General features: G+C 62.8%; 11 protein-coding genes. 6 read left to right on the forward strand and 5 right to left on the reverse strand.

The features are described 5' to 3' along the window. The first annotated feature begins 37 nt into the window (after window positions 1–37). The 3 genes from ACM6I6_RS29325 to ACM6I6_RS29335 all read left to right on the forward strand — a co-directional run bounded on the left by ACM6I6_RS29325 (window position 38) and on the right by ACM6I6_RS29335 (window position 3189). Window positions 38–1030, forward strand: coding sequence for a GlxA family transcriptional regulator (locus ACM6I6_RS29325; protein ID WP_274074394.1), 993 nt, complete (start codon window positions 38–40; stop codon window positions 1028–1030). A 301-nt stretch (window positions 1031–1331) separates the two neighbouring features. Next, window positions 1332–2441, forward strand: a complete 1110-nt coding sequence (locus ACM6I6_RS29330) for a DUF3182 family protein (protein WP_406592083.1) — start codon at window positions 1332–1334, stop codon at window positions 2439–2441. Further along, window positions 2431–3189 carry an alpha/beta hydrolase family protein gene (locus tag ACM6I6_RS29335; RefSeq protein WP_274074396.1) on the forward strand — a complete coding sequence of 253 codons (759 nt, stop codon included), beginning with the start codon at window positions 2431–2433 and terminating at the stop codon, window positions 3187–3189. Before ACM6I6_RS29330 ends, ACM6I6_RS29335 begins: the two co-directional genes overlap by 11 nt. A gap of 38 nt (window positions 3190–3227) precedes the next feature. Here the strand turns inward: ACM6I6_RS29335 and ACM6I6_RS29340 are convergent, their stop codons facing one another. From ACM6I6_RS29340 to ACM6I6_RS29355, 4 genes are read right to left on the reverse strand one after another with little or no spacing between them, the layout of a single operon-like run. Then, window positions 3228–4214: a lysylphosphatidylglycerol synthase domain-containing protein gene (locus ACM6I6_RS29340; RefSeq protein ID WP_274074397.1), complete on the reverse strand. Its 987-nt coding sequence runs from the start codon at window positions 4212–4214 to the stop codon at window positions 3228–3230. Then, entirely contained in the window at window positions 4201–5496 is a 1296-nt protein-coding gene (clsB, locus tag ACM6I6_RS29345) for a cardiolipin synthase ClsB (protein ID WP_274074398.1), read from the reverse strand. Before clsB ends, ACM6I6_RS29340 begins: the two co-directional genes overlap by 14 nt. Further along, window positions 5493–6290, reverse strand: a complete 798-nt coding sequence (locus ACM6I6_RS29350; RefSeq protein WP_414921152.1) for an endonuclease/exonuclease/phosphatase family protein — start codon at window positions 6288–6290, stop codon at window positions 5493–5495. The genes clsB and ACM6I6_RS29350 overlap by 4 nt, the downstream gene beginning before the upstream one ends. Beyond that, window positions 6287–7213, reverse strand: coding sequence for a DUF72 domain-containing protein (locus tag ACM6I6_RS29355; protein ID WP_323607763.1), 927 nt, complete (start codon window positions 7211–7213; stop codon window positions 6287–6289). The genes ACM6I6_RS29350 and ACM6I6_RS29355 overlap by 4 nt, the downstream gene beginning before the upstream one ends. 408 nt (window positions 7214–7621) lie before the next feature. Here ACM6I6_RS29355 and ACM6I6_RS29360 point away from each other — a divergent pair, with 408 nt between their 5' ends. Further along, window positions 7622–9742 (forward strand): mechanosensitive ion channel family protein, encoded by a 2121-nt coding sequence (locus ACM6I6_RS29360; protein WP_323607764.1) that lies wholly within the window; start codon window positions 7622–7624, stop codon window positions 9740–9742. 111 nt (window positions 9743–9853) lie between these two features. Here the strand turns inward: ACM6I6_RS29360 and ACM6I6_RS29365 are convergent, their stop codons facing one another. After that, window positions 9854–14158, reverse strand: coding sequence for a DEAD/DEAH box helicase (locus tag ACM6I6_RS29365; RefSeq protein ID WP_323607765.1), 4305 nt, complete (start codon window positions 14156–14158; stop codon window positions 9854–9856). A 223-nt stretch (window positions 14159–14381) separates the two neighbouring features. On the opposite strand from ACM6I6_RS29365, the gene ACM6I6_RS29370 reads away from it, so the two are divergent. Continuing rightward, window positions 14382–15266, forward strand: coding sequence for a sugar nucleotide-binding protein (locus tag ACM6I6_RS29370; protein ID WP_046815894.1), 885 nt, complete (start codon window positions 14382–14384; stop codon window positions 15264–15266). Continuing rightward, window positions 15259–16188 carry an NAD-dependent epimerase/dehydratase family protein gene (locus tag ACM6I6_RS29375; RefSeq protein ID WP_414921153.1) on the forward strand — a complete coding sequence of 310 codons (930 nt, stop codon included), beginning with the start codon at window positions 15259–15261 and terminating at the stop codon, window positions 16186–16188. The genes ACM6I6_RS29370 and ACM6I6_RS29375 overlap by 8 nt, the downstream gene beginning before the upstream one ends. The last annotated feature ends 4 nt before the right edge of the window (window positions 16189–16192 follow it).

Consider the following 16192-nt stretch of genomic DNA (forward strand, 5'->3'; position numbering starts at 1 on the left):
ATTGGCCGCACCGACAATAGAAGGGGGAAAACTGACAATGGATGCACAAAGGGCGATCGCCGAGCTGGGCGTGTTGATCTATCCCGGCGCGCAGATGGCGGCGGTGCATGGCTTGACGGACCTGTTCGGGGTGGCCAACCGGATCGCCGCCGAGCATCAAGAGGCGCGCTTGCCCTTGCTGCGCGTGAGCCATTGGCAGGTCGATGGCCAGCAGGCACCGTCGCGCGTCTATGACAGTCATCCCGCGACAGACGACGCATTGGTGGCGGTATTGATTCCACCGTCGATTGCCGGGTTCACCGAAGGCCAGGCGCCGCAGCCGTTGCTGCGCTGGCTGCGCCAACAACACGCCAGCGGCGCGACCCTCGGGGGCGTCTGCGTGGGTTCGCTGCTGTTGGCTGAAAGCGGACTGCTCGACGGGCGCAGCGCCACCACTCACTGGACTTCGGCAAAGTCCTTCAGCGAGCGTTACCCGGCGATCAAGCTCAAGGCCGATACTCCCATCGTCGATGACGGTGACCTGATTACCACCGCCGGACTGATGGCCTGGTCTGAATTGGGACTGCGCCTGGTGGATCGACTGTTGGGGCCGAGCATTGCCACCGGCACTGCGCGTTTCCTGGTGGTGGAACACAGCGACAGCGCCAGTGAGTGCGGCAGCAATTTCGCGCCGATTCTCAACCATGGCGATGCCTCGATTCTCAAGGTTCAACACTGGCTGCAAAGCACTGGCGCCACCGATGTCTCGCTGGCGACCATGGCTGAGCGGGCAGGGCTGGAAGAGCGTACGTTCCTGCGCCGTTTCCGCGCGGCGACGGGGCTCAAGCCTACGGAATATTGCCAGCATCTGCGGGTCGGCAAGGCTCGGGAAATGCTCGAGTTTACCAACGGCACCATCGATCACATTGCCTGGACCGTCGGGTATCAGGATCCGGGAGCGTTTCGTTCGACGTTCAAGAAGATTACCGGGCTGGCGCCGAGTGATTATCGGGCGCGGTTTGGGGTGATGCCCAGTGTTGCAACCCGTTAGCGGCTGCATCACACAACCCTGTGGGAGCGGGCTTGCTCGCGAAAGCGGTATGTCAGTCAAAACTGGTGGGACTGGAAGATTGCTTTCGCGAGCGAGCCCGCTCCCACAGGGGGGGCGATGTCAGGTTTGAATCGTGCAAAATGCCGGTATGAAAAATCCGGTCGTGCAGAATAAGGCGGGCGAGGTGCCACCATCGTTTCTGCTACAGGCTGATTTACATAGCATTTTTCTCAGCAGGCGGTTGGCCTGAACCCTGCACCCCATCAGCTACATTCATATCGCGACAACTGAAGGGGGACGCATGACCCCAACAAACCGCAAGAAATTGGTCGTCGCCCATTCGGTGCGCGACGATGCACCGGTTCACGAAGTCGAAACCAATCGCGCCCTGGCCCGTTGGCTGGCGCAAATCCTCGGGCTCAAATTCGGCGGCAGCTACGATCCGCAGGTACACAGCGGTCGAGACATCTATCTGTTACCGACCCAGACCCTGGTGGGGGCCGCAGCCGCCCGGCATTTGGGCGTCAAGGGACCGGAGGATTTGTGGGGCGGTTATGTCGAGCATGATTTCATCTGCACCAAAGCCATCAGCCATGGTTTGTTGAATCGACATGCCCATGCTCCGCAAGGCTGGGCGCCGTTGTTTTCCGAACGGGTGCGCACGGTGGTGCTTGATGGTCTGAGTGTGTTCTCGTTCGAGGATGCGCGTCCGGCGGCGGAGCATCTGCTCTACAGCGGCGCGATCCGCATCAAGCCGATCCATGCCTGTGCCGGGCGTGGTCAGGAAGTCATCAAGAGCCTCGACCAGTTCGACGAAATCCTCGCCCGTCCTGATGCGAAAGCGCTGTTCAGTGAAGGCGTGGTGCTGGAGCAGGACCTGGACCAGGTGATTACCCACAGCGTCGGGCAGAGTTTCATTGGTGAAAAGGTGCTCAGTTACTGCGGTGATCAATACTTGACCACAGACGCCCACGGCGAAGAGGTCTATGGTGGTTCCAACCTGCTGGTGGTGCAGGGTGGCTACGACGATCTGCTGACCCTGGATTTACCCGACGATGTGCAACTGGCGATCCGGCAGGCTCAGGTATTTGACGGTGCCGCAGACGAAGCCTATCCCGGTTTCTACGCCTCACGGCGCAATTACGACATCGCCCAGGGTATCGCCAGTGATGGCCAGCAACGCAGCGGCGTGCTCGAGCAATCCTGGCGCATGGGTGGGGCTAGCAGCGCTGAAGTCGCAGCCTTGCAGAGCTTCGTCAACGATCCGGGGATGCGCGCGATTCGCGTGTCTTCGGTGGAGACCTACATCGATCAACCCTTGCCGGCGGACGCCATCGAGGTGTACCGCGGGCCGGCGGAAAACAGCGATTTCCTCCTCAAGTACGTAACGGTCAAATCCTATGACGGCTAGAAGCGAAAGCATTCAAATCGACATCGACGACGAACAGATGAGCGGGACTTTTCTCAGCCCCAAATCGAAAGTCCCCGGCGTGTTGTTTGTGCACGGCTGGGGCGGCAGTCAGGAGCGGGACCTGGAACGGGCGAAGGGTATCGCCGGATTGGGTTGTGTGTGTTTGACCTTCGATCTACGCGGGCACACCGGCGGCACGGGTATTCCGCTGACCCGGGTAACCCGCGAAGACAACCTGCGCGACCTGCTGGCGGCCTACGACCGTTTGCTCGCGCACCCGGCGCTGGATACCTCGGCGATTGCCGTGGTCGGCACCAGCTACGGCGGTTACCTGGCTTCGATCCTCACTTCGCTGCGGCCGGTGCGCTGGCTGGCGTTGCGTGTGCCGGCGCTGTACCGCGACGATCAATGGCACACGCCCAAGCGCGACCTGGACAAGCTTGACCTGCGCGACTACCGCAGCACCCTGGTGCGCGCCGATAGCAACCGGGCGCTGCATGCCTGTTCGCAATTTACCGGGGATGTGTTGCTGGTAGAGTCGGAAACCGATGTCTACGTACCCCACGCGACCATCATGAGTTATCGCGCGGCGTGTCAGCAGACCCACTCGCTGACTCACCGCATCATCGATGGGGCCGATCATGCGCTGAGTGAACCCGTTTCACAGCAGGCCTACACCTCGATCCTGGTGGACTGGATCACGGAAATGGTGGTGGGTGAGCGGTTGAGCATTATTCAGTCCTCATAATCTTGTGGTGTTCTTTCGGGCTTCGAAAACAGCACCCATCACTTGGGCTTCTTCGAGATCCGCAACGACTTGGCCTTGGCCTCCACCAGCAGGTACATCACCAGCGTGATCAACAGCGGCAACAGGAAATAGATCGCCCGATAAGCCAGCAACCCCGCCACCAGGCTGCCCCGCGAGGCTTCGTGTTGCAGCAGTGCCACGAACACCGCTTCCAGCACACCGAGCCCGGCCGGAATGTGGGTGATGACCCCGGCGATGGCGCTGATCAGCAACACACCCAGCACCAGCGGATAGTCCAGTTTGCTCGGCAACAGGGTGAAAATCACTGCGGCCATCAACGACCAGTTCAGCGCCCCCAGGGCCAGTTGCAGGATTGCCATGCGCAGCGACGGCAAGTTGATTTCCACCCCGCGAATCGACCATTCCCGACGCTTGGAGAACTGGCACGCCGCCAGATACCCCGCACTCACCAATAGCAGCAACACGCCCACCGCCTGTAGCGCGCCGCTGCTCAGTTTCCAGCCTGGTGGCATGCGCACCAGTCCGCTGCTGAACACCGCGCCGGCGATCACCATGTAGCCGAACCAGTTGGTCGCCAGGCTCAGGCCGAGGATTTTCGCAATGTTGGATTTGCTCACCCCGAGACGTGAATACAGGCGATACCGCATGGCAATGCCGCCGACCCAGGCGCTCAGGTTGAGGTTGAAGGCGTAGCTGATGATGCCCACCGGCAGGATCTGTTTCCACGTCAGGTCCTGGCGGATGTAGGTGCGGCCAATCAGGTCGAAGCAGGCATAAACCAGGAAGCTCACCAGGGTCAGGCCGGCCGCGATGATCAAGGTGCGTACCTTGAAATCGGTCAGGGTCTCGAACACTTCGTTCCATTCAATGCGCTGGGCGAACATCGTCAAGAGGACGATCAGCGCCAGGAAAAACAGCATCGTCAACGGTCTTTTCCAACGGCTCCAGCGCGATTTGGCCGGGTGCTCGGCGTGGGACGCCGCCTGTGCTTCAGTGCGGCTCATGTTGATCGCTCCCGGTCGGTGGGGTGAATGCTTTCAATCGTGGTTTGTGCGCGGGCAACCAGCCGGCCCATGCCGGAAAATGCCGCAGGAAGTGGAACACCAGGAAGCCCACGGTCATGTGCCAGATTCGCCCGCGCGGGGCTTTGTCCACGGACATGGCCTTGCAATGGTTATCGCTGAGTTCCTCGAGCCGTTCGAACAGGTCACGGTTGAACGCACGGTCACGGATCAACACGTTGGCCTCCAGGTTCATCGACAGGCTCAACGGGTCGAGGTTGCTCGAGCCGACGGTGCTCCAGTCTTCGTCCACCAACGCGACCTTGCCGTGCAGTGGGCGGTCGCAGTATTCGAAGATTTTCACACCGGACTTGAGCAGGTAATCGTAAGTCATGCGCGCTGCCAGTTTGGCCACCAGCATATCCGGCTGGCCCTGCAGGATCAGGCGCACTTCAACGCCGCGGCGCGCCGCGTTACGGATCTCGCGCAGCAAGCGATAGCCTGGAAAAAAGTAGGCGTTGGCGATGACCACGCGCCGCTGCGCCGTGCGCAGCGCCAGGCGGTAAACCTCTTCGATGTCGGTCGAATGCTCGGCGTTGTCGCGGTACACCAGCCGCACCTGGCCATCGTGATCGGTCACGACCAGTTCCGAGCGCCGTTGCCGACGGCGTTGCCACCAGTATTTCGCGCGGGCCGGGCGACCGCATTGCAGCAAGGCAAAGTGGTGGATGTCGGCCACCGCCGGGCCTTGCACTTCAACCGAATAATCCTGTTTGGCTTCCGGGCCGAAGTCGGCCAGATGATCGGCGGAGAAGTTGATCCCGCCGATGAACGCAAGCGTTCCGTCCACCACCACGATCTTGCGATGCAGGCGGCGGAACCAGTTGGTGCGGATGCCCAGGCGCTTGGGGGCCGGGTCGAACATCTGCAAATGCACGCCGGCACCGCTCAGGGCGGTGAGATACCCGGCAGACAACTCTCCGCAGCCAAACCCGTCAAAACTGGCCGTCACGCGTACGCCCCGTTGAGCCGCCTCGATGAGCACGTCCTTCAGTTCTTCGCCCACCTTGTCCTCGAACACAATGAAGGTTTCCAGGAGTATCTCGGTTTTGGCCTGGCGCATGGCCTCGAACACCCTGGGGAAATAGGCTTCGCCATTTTCCAACAGTTCGACCCGATTGTTACCCTGCCAGCCGTACTCGACGTCGACCCTTTGCGGCTCGCTCATGGGCGGCGCGGCTATCGTTTTTTCCAGCGCGGTTTTTTCCATCGACGGGCTACTCATAGCTCAATCTCCACCGACAACGGTGCGTGATCCGAAAGGTGTGACCAGGGCCGGGTGGCCAGTACCTGCGGACGGCTGGCCTTGAGGTTGCGCACGTAGATGCGGTCCAGGCGCAGGGTCGGCAATCGCGCGGGAAAACTGCGCGCCGGCTTGCCATGGTGCTCGGCGAACACTTCGCGCAAACCGCAGGGCTTGAGCAGGGCATCGGCGCGTTGGCGCCAGTCATTGAAATCACCGGCCACGATCACCGGCGCGTCGCCTGGCAACGACTCAAGACGGCGCCCCAGCAACTTGAGCTGTTCATTGCGGTGGTTTTCGCGCAATCCGAGATGGACGCATATGGCATGCACCTCCGGGCCTTCGCCAGGCAGGCGCAGCACGCAGTGCAAAATGCCGCGGTTCTCGTGGCCGCTGATGGACACGTCGAGGTTGTCGTGGCGAACGATCTGGAATTTCGACAACAAGGCATTACCGTGATCGCCTGCCGGATAGACCGCGTTGCGGCCGTAGGCAAACTGCGGCCAGAGGGTATCGGCGAGGAATTCGTACTGGGGTATCGCCGGCCAATTGTCGTAGCGCTTGGGATGATGTTCGTGGGTGCCGTGTACCTCCTGCAGAAACACCACGTCGGCAGACACGCTGCGCACCGCTTCGCGCAGTTCAGGCAGGATGAAGCGCCGGTTCAACGCCGTGAAACCCTTGTGGGTGTTGACCGTCAGCACGGTGAAACGGTGCACCGTGCTCTCGATGGTCGCCTGCTCGTCGGTGGTACCAACCGGTTCGGAAATGCTCATGGCAACACTCCTTCGGCAGCGGGTTCGCCGGGGGCAGTGAGCAGCTCTTTGTCGAGGTCGAAGCGCTCCAGCAAACGACGCGCATCGAAGGGCGCGCGAACCTTGATGTCGTTATCGAAATAGCAGAACACTTCCCGAGACTTGCGCGCCCTGGGTTTCAGGCGCGGCGCGATCAAATGCGGATCGGCCGGTTGCCGCCCCTGATGCCAGGCCTCGATCCGGTCGCCCCAACGCTTCAGTGCCTGAGGGGTGTAGCCGCTGGCGTAGAGCTCTTCGGCACCGTGCAGCCGCAGGTACACGAAGTCGCTGGTGAGGTCCTCGCGGTACGGCCATTTGCCGGCGGTGTCGGCGATGACCAGGGCCGTGTTGTGGCGTTTGAGCAGGCGGACAAATAGCGGATCGATGAAGCTCTCGTTGCGGATTTCCACGGCATGGCGCAAGGGCTGTTTCCTGCTCGCCTTCAGGCTGGCGTGGCCGTTTACGTGGGAATCGTGCTGGCGGGCGAGGGCGGCGGCCTGTTGGGTGTCGTGGGGCAATTGTTCGAGGAAGGTCTCGAACAGTTCGGCGTCGAATTTGAAGTTGGGCGGAAACTGCCAAAGAATCGGGCCGAGTTTTTCCTTGAGTTCCAGCACCCCGGAGGCGAAGAAATTCGCCAGGGGTTTGTGGATGTCACGCAGACGCTTGATATGGGTGATGAAACGCGGGGCTTTGACGCTGAACACGAAGTGCGCCGGGGTTTCGGCATACCACTGGGCGTAGCGTTCGGGCCGTTGCAGGGCGTAGAACGATCCATTGATCTCGATGCTGTTGACCGCCCGTGAGGCGAATTGCAATTCGCGCCTCTGGGCCAGGCCCTTCGGGTAGAAATCCCCCCGCCAGGGCGTGTAGCGCCAACCTGATATACCGATGTGAATCGCCGCCATGTCGCCTCCCGTGTGACTGCCCCCTGATCTTTTGATGACTGTGGGGCAGTGGCGAAAGTTTCGATGGAGCTACGGACGGTCACGTTTTACAAGTCACCACAAAACCAGTAGGAGCCGGCTTTCTGGCGATGGCGGCGGCACATTCGACATGGATGTGACCGACATATCGCTATCGCCAGCAAGCCGGCTCCTACGGGGGATCAGAGGCCTGCGACCAGGCCGGTGAACATGATCGCGCTGGCGGCTTTTCCCTCGGGCACTAGACTGGTGGCGATGGTAAAAATACAGGGATGAACATTTGATATTTGTCTTGAGCGCAAAGATTGCTGGGGATTTGCCGGCCAGCAGCGAACTAGTCCGGCAATTCTCGATCAGTTCCTTACAGTCCTATCCAAAGGAGCGGATGCCTTGATCAGGCTCAAGACAGCGATATTACTGGGGGCGCTGTTGTTTTTCGGCAGCGAGGAACTGCAGGCAGCGGCCATACCGGGCGTGCCGGCCGCCGCCACACCGGCGGCACACCCGGAACCCTTGGTCCAGGGCGGGTTGCTGGGCGCCATCAGTTCGAGCATCGACGACGTCCAGAGCAAGCTCAACCTCGACAAGGACCTGCTCGACGCCTGGCGTTTGCGCGCTGATCGTGCGGCCGATGAGGTAGACCAACTGGTCAATCGCCCATCGACCCGTTCGAGTTGGAGCGTGGCGGGGGATTTCCTGCTGCTGACGGCGGTGTGGGCGGGTGTCTTCGGCCTGCTCTGGATGTTCGGCAAATTCTTGACCGAACGCCTGTGCCGCCATCGTGTGCTGCTCAGCCGAGAGCGTGGGCAGGCCTTGCTGGGTTATGTCTTGCCCTACAGCATCCCCGCGGTGATCAGCCTGCCGTTGACGATTTATGCCAGCCAGTTATTGCCGGTGTCGGCCGGCAGGGCGCTGGCGTTGTGTTTTGCCTATGCCACCAGCAGTGGCGTGTTCGCTTCGTCGTTGGTGATGTCCCTGGTGGTGCTGTTCAATGTCGGTCACAAACGCCGGGCGGTGCAGATCATTCGCCAGGACAGCCCACGACCGCTGTTCGCGATTGGTTTCCTGGTCGCCCTGAGCGACGCCTTGACCAGCCCGCAGATCGCCCATCAACTGGGGAACAATCTCACCAGCAGCATCGCTGTATTTACCGGGCTGGCGGCCTCGATTTCCTTTGGTTTGCTGGTGTTCCGCCTGCGCCGTCCGGTCGCCCAGGTGATCCGTATCCTGCCGCTGGCCCAGCGTCGGGCGCAGCCAGCGTTGCGCGAAACCCTGCGGATTTTTTCCGGGCTCTGGTACTGGCCGATCCTGTTGATGGTGCTGGTCTCTGTCATCAACCTGATCGGCATTGGCGATGACAACCAGCAAGTGCTGCGCAGCGCGCTGTTCACCACGGTGTTGCTGATTGCGACGGTGTTTCTCAGCACGACGCTGCACCACCTGTTCAAGACCCGCAGCGAGTCCGAGGTGCGCCGCAGTGGCGCCTACAAGGAACGCTTCCTGAGCCTCTCCCACGCGTTGTTGCGCATCGCCATGGCCATCGTGTTCATCGATATCCTCGGACGAATCTGGGGCGTGTCGCTGTTCGATTTTGCGGTCAGCAATGCCGTGGGACGGGCGATCAGTGACTCCTTGAGTCATATCGGCCTGATCTTCCTGGTGACCTGGATGGTCTGGGTGGTGCTCGACACGGCGATCCAGGAGGCCCTGAAACCTCCGGCCAGCAAACGCGGGGCACGCCAGCCGAGTACGCGTATCAAGACCATCCTGCCGTTGCTGCGCAATGCGATCAAAATCATTCTGGTGGTGATCTGCGCCATCACCACCATGGCCAATCTTGGCATCAATGTCGCGCCTTTCCTGGCCGGTGCCGGGGTCATTGGCCTGGCCATCGGTTTTGGCTCCCAGCAACTGGTGCAGGACGTAATTACCGGGTTGTTCATCATCATCGAAGACACCCTGTCGATCGGTGACTGGGTGGTGCTCGATTCCGGGCATGCCGGCACGGTCGAAGGCCTGACCATCCGCACCTTGCGCCTGCGCGACGGCAAGGGCTTCGTGCACTCGGTGCCCTTTGGCCAGATCAAGGCCGTGACCAACCAATCACGGCAGTTTGCCTATGCGTTCTTCTCCGTGCAGTTCACCTATGACACCGATGTCGACAAGGCCATCGAACTGATTCGCGAGGCGGGGCATTCGATCAGTGAAGACCCGTTCCTGCGGTACAACCTGCAAGGGCCACTGGATGTGTTCGGCGTCGACAGGATGGACCTCAATGGCGTAGTGCTGACGGCACAATTTCGCACCGTGTCGGGCGGGCAATATGCGGTGAGCCGGGCGTTCAACCAGCGGTTGAAAAAGCTTGTGGATAACAGTCCGTGGGTGCATTTCGCGCAGACTTATCCACAGCAGGTTTTAGTGCAGGGGCCGGCGGCGGAGCCTGTGCATGATGGGGCGGCTGAGCCGGAACATGCGGCGGTGTTGATGCCGGATCGGCCACGGCCTCAATAAATTTGGCGGCTGTTATGGCCCCATCGCCAGCAGGCTGGCTCCCACAATGGATCTGTGAACACCGGTCCAGTGGGAGCTAGCCTGCTGGCGATGGGGCCGGCGCAGGCAACCCTAATGCCGGATCAGCTTGCTCTGCACTTCAACCATGGCCTGATGCTCCAGCTCCAGCCACACATGCTTCTTGCCCGCAATCTCCGCCGCTGCCGGTAAACCATCGCGATACACCAGCCGATTGCTCGCCAGCGCCGGCACTTTCGCACCGGGCAACAGGGTGCCGGCAAGGTTCAGCGGATCGACCCCGCACACCGCGACCAAGCTGCCGTCATGGGGTCGGCGGCGGACTTCGCGCAGCAATGGAATCGCCTCCGGCAGCGCGAATTGCTCGCCCGCCAAGCCACTGACAAAACGTCCGCCACGAATCTCACCCCGCGCTTCCAGCCGATGGAAGGTGCGCAGCAATTCCCGCCAGCTCGGCAGCCAATCGGCCTCACGCTCCAGCAAGCGCCAGAACACCACGCCGTAGCGGCGCAACAAGGTCATGGCGATGTGTTCCAAGGTGTCGGCGGGCGTTGGCGTCGGTCGCGGGTTATCCACAACCGGCGCGGTCACTGCGCGTCGCAACAGCGCCCAGCGCCCGGCGTCGTCCATGCCGCCGACAAAGGCCCCGCGTCCGCGTCGGCTGCTACGCTGCTGGCGCTTGCTGGCCGGTGTGATCAGCGCCCGCAGGCCGGCAAAACTGTCGGCGTTCACCAGCCCCGCACCCACCAGCTCCTGCAGGGCGATTTCCAGCTCCGCGCGCAGCAGGTGGGCTTCGTGAATCAGCTCATCGAAAAACAGCGCGCCGTGCTGGCTGAGGGCGGCGTGTACCTTCTGTGTCTTGGGCGACAGTTCGCTGACCGGCGTTTGCTCGGTCAAGTCGCTCCAGAGTCCGACCCGATTACGCGGCAACAGCACGATCGGTGTACTGCGCAGGGCGGTGCCGGTGCTGCGGTTGCGCGCAGTCAGTCGGCTCCAGACCAGTTTGCCGCTACGGCACGCCTCATCGAGCCAGGTGGGCGAATAGTCCTTGATCCGCGCGGGCAAAAGGTCGCTGTCCCAGGCCGACGCGGCGGCGGGGTAGCCTTCGAACTGGGCGACGATCGCCGGCAGCACCGTGCTGCCCTGGCCACGGGTGGCGTTGGACAGGTGCTGCCAGTCGAACAGGAAGCGCATGAAATCCTGCAAGGCCACGGGCTCGATTTCCCGGCGCAGGCGCTTGACGGTGTAGCGATGAATCCGCGCCAGCAAATGTCGCTCACACCATTCTTCTTCGGTATTGCCTGGGGTGAAGCGCCCGCGCAGCACATAGCCTTCGCGTTCCAGGTGCGCCAATGCCTGGGTGACTTTCAGAGCGGGCAATTCGAGGGGGGCGGCAATCGCCTGCATCGGCAATGGACCAAAGGCGCTGAGCCGCGCTCGAATCACTTCTACGACGGCGTCGTCCGGCGTCCAGGCCAGATCGAAACCCGGCAGAGCCTGCAAGGGTGGAGTCCGATCCGCTTGTGGATAAATCGCCTGCAGGCACGTCAGCCGTTCCAGCGCCAGCCACAGTGATTGGTTGATGCGGCAGGCTCGGCCGCTGTCAGCCAGGGCATTCAACCATTCCAGCCAATGCGGGTTGGCGCTGGCCTCGGCGTCGGTGATGCAGGCCAGGCTCATCAAGGTCTCGTGCATCTCATCGACATTGCCGGGCGTGGGCCAGGCCTCTTCCCGCACGGCGTCAATGGCGTCGGCGTCCAGCGCGCCCAGGTCGTCAGTGGACTGCGGCTCGCTCCAGCGGCGGTTGAGCACCGCCTGCGTGCGGCGTTCCTCCAGGGGCGCATCGTCGAGAAAGGTGTAGGGCCTGGCGCTGAGGATTTCCGCGGCCAGGGGCGAGGGCGCGGGCAGGTCGCGGCTGATCAGGCGGACCTCGCCGCGTTCCATGCGCCGCAGGAGGGCCAACCAGCCGTTGCTGTCCATGGCATCGTGCAGGCAATCGTCGAGGGTCTGCTCCACCAGCGGATGGTCGGGAATGTCGCGCTCGCCCACGAGGTTTTCCACGCAGGCAATCTGGTCGGGGAACACGCTGGCGGTGAGGTCTTCGCTTTTCATCCGCTGGATCTGCGGCGGCACCTTGCGCCCGCCGCGAAAGCGCGGCAGCGCCAGCGCCACACCGGCATTCCAGCGCCAGCGCACGCCAAACAACGGGGCATCGAGCACGGCCTGGATCAGGATGTGCTCAGCGGTGTTGCTGTGCAGGTAGCGCCACACATCAGCCAGCTCAAAGCTGTGGCTGGAGGACAGCGACAACACGATGGCGTCCTCGCTCGCGGCGGCCTGCAACTCGAAGTTGAAGGTGCGACAGAAGCGTTTGCGCAAGGCCAGGCCCCAGGCGCGGTTGATGCGACTGCCGAACGGGCTGTGGATAACCAGCTGGGTGCCACCGGACTCGTCGAAGAAGCGCTCCATCAGCAAGGTGTCTTGCGACGGCAACGCGCCCAGTGTCTGCCGTGCGCGGGCCAGGTATTCCACCAGTTGTTCGGCGCTGGCCAGGTTCAGGCCCAGGGTCTGCGTCAGCCAATCGAGGGCAGGCTGCAAGTTACCCGGCGTCGCGCCCAGCAGAGTATCGAGCTGGGCCTGCAAGCGCGCCACGGCAAACGACAGTTCGGCGCTACGCCCCGGAGCCTCGCCGAGCCAGAACGGAATGGTCGGCGGCTGACCCTGAGCATCCTCCACCCGGACCTTGCCGGTGTCGACCCGCAGGATCCGGTACGAGGTATTGCCCAGCTGGAACACATCCCCGGCAATGCTCTCCACCGCGAAGTCTTCGTTGACGCTGCCGATGTTCAGGCCTTGTGGCTCGAGCAGAACGCTGTAGTCGGCATTGTCGGGGATGGTCCCGCCGCTGGTCACCGCCGTCAGCTTGGCGCCCCTGCGACCGCGCAGGGTGCGGCTCACGGCGTCACGATGCAGATAGGCACTGCGGATGCCCTGGCGCCCGTCGAAGCCCTCGGCGAGCATCTGCAGTAGCGCCTGATAGTGTTTTTCGTCGAGCCTGCTGTAGGGCGAGGCGTTGCGGAACAATTCCAGCAGCGCCTGCTCCGGCCATTCCTGGCAACTGACTTCGGCGATGATCTGTTGCGCCAGGACGTCCAGCGGCGCTTCGGGGATCAGCAGGGTGTCGAGCTCGCCCCGGCGCACGCAGTCGAGCAGCGCGACGCATTCGATCAGGTCGTCGCGGGTGGTAGCAAACAGGCGGCCCTTGGGGGTGCCGCCGACCTGGTGCCCGGAGCGACCAACCCTTTGCAAAAAGCCGGCAATCGAACGCGGCGAGGCGATCTGGCACACCAGGTCGACATCGCCAATGTCGATGCCCAGCTCAAGCGACGCGGTGGCAATCAACACTTGCAATTCGCCACGCTTGAGCCGCTGTTCGGCGTCCAGGCGAAACTCCTTGGCCAGGCTGCCGTGGTGGGCGGCCACCGCGTCCTTGCCCAGGCGTTCGCTCAGGTGGCGGCTCAGGCGCTCGGCGAGACGTCGGGTGTTGACGAACACCAGCGTGGTGCGGTGTGCGCGGGCGAGGGCGGCAAGTCGGTCATAGACCAGTTCCCAGACATCGTTGGCCATCACTGCCGATAGCGGCACGGGCGGCACTTCGATGTCCAGGTCACGTGGGCGGGCGTGGCCGATATCGACGATCTCGCAGGGTCGATCACGACCGACCAGAAAGCGCGACACCGCCTCAATGGGTTTTTGCGTGGCCGACAGGCCGATGCGCACCAGCGGTTCGGCGCACAGTGCCTGCAAACGCTCGAGGCTCAGCGCCAGGTGGCTGCCGCGCTTGCTGGCGGCGATGGCGTGGATTTCATCAACGATCACCGTGCCGGTGGTGCTGAGCATCTGCCGCCCGGAGTCGGAACCGAGCAGCACGTAAAGCGATTCCGGGGTGGTGACCAGAATGTGCGGCGCGGTCTTGCGCATCGCCGAGCGGTCTTTTTGCGGTGTGTCGCCGGTGCGCACGGCGGTGCTGATCCGCAGCTCGGGCAGGCCCATCCGCCGCAACTGTTCGGTGATGCCGGCCAATGGGTCTTGCAGGTTGATCTGGATGTCGTTGGACAGCGCCTTGAGCGGCGAGACGTAGACCACCAGGGTTTCGTTTGGCAGGCCTTGGGAGTTTTCCAGGCCACGGTGAACCAGGTCGTCGATCACGGCGAGGAAGGCGGTGAGGGTCTTGCCGGAACCGGTGGGGGCGGCGATCAGGGTCGAGCGGCGCTGGCGGATCAGCGGCCACGCCCGGGCCTGGGCGGCGGTGACCGTCGCGAATTTGTTGCTGAACCAGGCGCTGACGGCGGGGTGGAAGCCGGCCAGGGCACTGTCGGCGGGGATGGGCAGGTTCATATTCTGATTTATGCGGGTGAGGGCGCGAAGATGCAAGTACCACTCAAAATCTTCGCCAACCTTCAGGGCCAGCAGCATCACAAATCCCGCACATCTACACTTTACGGATGACGGTTGCGCACTAAACCCGCAAAATGCAACGATTCCGGCAACTATCGATGACATCGCCCGCGGGCGGTGTCGATACAGCCATCGTTCCAATCAGACTGGGCCTGCTGACTCTATGCGAATGCGCCTTATGTTACTGGGCGGCGGAAATGCCCTTGGGCAGGCGCTGATTCGCCTCGGTGCGGAGGAAGACATCGGTTTCCTCGCCCCCCGCCCACCACAGGACGGCTGGGATGCCGCGAGCCTGACGCAACTGCTCGACGACACCCGCCCGGACGCGTTGATCAACCTCGCCTACTACTTTGACTGGTTCCAGGCGGAGACGGTCAGTGAACAGCGCCTGGCCGGGCAGGAGCGGGCCATCGAGCGCCTGGCCGAACTGTGCCAGCATCACAACATCGTCCTGGTGCAACCCTCGAGCTATCGCGTGTTCGACGGCTCCCGGGCGACCGCCTACAGCGAAAAAGACGAACCGCTGCCGCTGGGCCTGCGAGGCCAGGCCTTGTGGCGGATCGAGCAAAGCGTGCGCGCCACCTGCCCGCAACACGTGCTGTTGCGTTTCGGCTGGCTGCTCGATGACAGTCCTGACGGCACCCTCGGGCGTTTCCTCGGCCGCGCCGAGCAACCCGAGGAACTGCTGTTGGCCGACGACCGCCGGGGCAATCCGACACCGGTGGACGACGCGGCCCGGGTGATCATTTCGGTACTCAAGCAACTCGACTGCAGCGCGCCGCTGTGGGGCACCTACCACTACGCCGGGCATGAGGCGACCACGCCGCTGGCCCTGGGCCAAGCGATTCTCACCGAAGCCCGCGCCCTGCACCCGCTGGCCATCGAAGCGCCGACCGCCCAGGCCCACGCCGCGCGCCCGGACGCCGCGGAAGAACCGCAACACGCGGTACTGGCCTGCAAGAAAATTCTGCACACCTTCGGAATCAAGCCACGCGCCTGGCGTGCGGCCCTTCCGAGCCTTCTGGACAGGTTCTATCGTCATGGTTGATCGCCCCGTTCTCATTACCGGGGGTGCCGGATTCATCGGCTCCCATCTCACCGATGCCTTGCTCGCCAAGGGCTATTCGGTACGGATTCTGGATGACCTATCCACCGGTAAACGCAGCAACCTGCCGCTGGACAATCCCAAGGTCGAGCTGATCGTCGGCGACGTTGCCGATGCCGCCCTGGTCGCCCGTGCGATGACTGGTTGCAGCGCCGTGGCGCACCTGGCGGCCGTGGCGTCGGTACAGGCGTCAGTGGACAATCCCGTGAAGACCCACCAGAGCAACTTCATCGGCTCGCTGAATGTCTGCGAAGCCATGCGCCAGGCGGGCGTCAAGCGCGTGCTGTTCGCCTCCAGCGCCGCGGTGTATGGCAACAATGGCGAGGGCGAGTCAATCGATGAAGACACGCCCAAGGCGCCGTTGACGCCCTACGCGGTGGACAAGCTGGCGAGCGAGCAATACTTCGATTTCTACCGGCGCGAGCATGGGCTGGAGCCGGTGATTTTCCGCTTCTTCAACATCTTCGGCCCGCGCCAGGATCCGTCCTCGCCGTACTCCGGGGTCATCAGCATTTTCAGCGAGCGCGCACAGAAAGGCCTGCCGATCACGGTGTTTGGCGACGGCGAGCAGACGCGGGACTTTCTCTACGTCGAGGATCTGGTCGATCTGCTGGTGCAGGCCATCGAGAAACCCCAGGTGGAAGAGGGCGCGGTCAACGTCGGCTGGAACCAGGCGACCAGTCTCAAGCAGATGCTGGCGGCCCTTGAAGTCGTGGTTGGCAAGCTGCCACCGGTGAGCTACGGCCCGGCGCGCTCAGGTGACATTCGTCATTCGCGGGCCAACAACCAGCGTCTGCTGGAGCGCTTCCGGGCGCCCGAGCCGACGCCGTTGAGCGTCGGGCTGGCACGGTTGCTGGGACAATAGAAAA

Source organism: Pseudomonas sp. IT-P218, from assembly GCF_949767605.1.
Lineage (GTDB): Bacteria > Pseudomonadota > Gammaproteobacteria > Pseudomonadales > Pseudomonadaceae > Aquipseudomonas > Aquipseudomonas putida_AE.

Coding starts and splice junctions, on each gene's coding strand:
- clsB (WP_274074398.1), bottom strand. CDS start 5,496: ATGAGTAGCCCGTCGATGGAAAAAACCGCGCTGGAAAAAACGATAGCC.
- ACM6I6_RS29355 (WP_323607763.1), bottom strand. CDS start 7,213: ATGGCGGCGATTCACATCGGTATATCAGGTTGGCGCTACACGCCCTGG.
- ACM6I6_RS29340 (WP_274074397.1), bottom strand. CDS start 4,214: ATGAGCCGCACTGAAGCACAGGCGGCGTCCCACGCCGAGCACCCGGCC.
- ACM6I6_RS29325 (WP_274074394.1), top strand. CDS start 38: ATGGATGCACAAAGGGCGATCGCCGAGCTGGGCGTGTTGATCTATCCC.
- ACM6I6_RS29375 (WP_414921153.1), top strand. CDS start 15,259: ATGGTTGATCGCCCCGTTCTCATTACCGGGGGTGCCGGATTCATCGGC.
- ACM6I6_RS29335 (WP_274074396.1), top strand. CDS start 2,431: ATGACGGCTAGAAGCGAAAGCATTCAAATCGACATCGACGACGAACAG.
- ACM6I6_RS29330 (WP_406592083.1), top strand. CDS start 1,332: ATGACCCCAACAAACCGCAAGAAATTGGTCGTCGCCCATTCGGTGCGC.
- ACM6I6_RS29350 (WP_414921152.1), bottom strand. CDS start 6,290: ATGAGCATTTCCGAACCGGTTGGTACCACCGACGAGCAGGCGACCATC.
- ACM6I6_RS29370 (WP_046815894.1), top strand. CDS start 14,382: ATGCGAATGCGCCTTATGTTACTGGGCGGCGGAAATGCCCTTGGGCAG.
- ACM6I6_RS29365 (WP_323607765.1), bottom strand. CDS start 14,158: ATGAACCTGCCCATCCCCGCCGACAGTGCCCTGGCCGGCTTCCACCCC.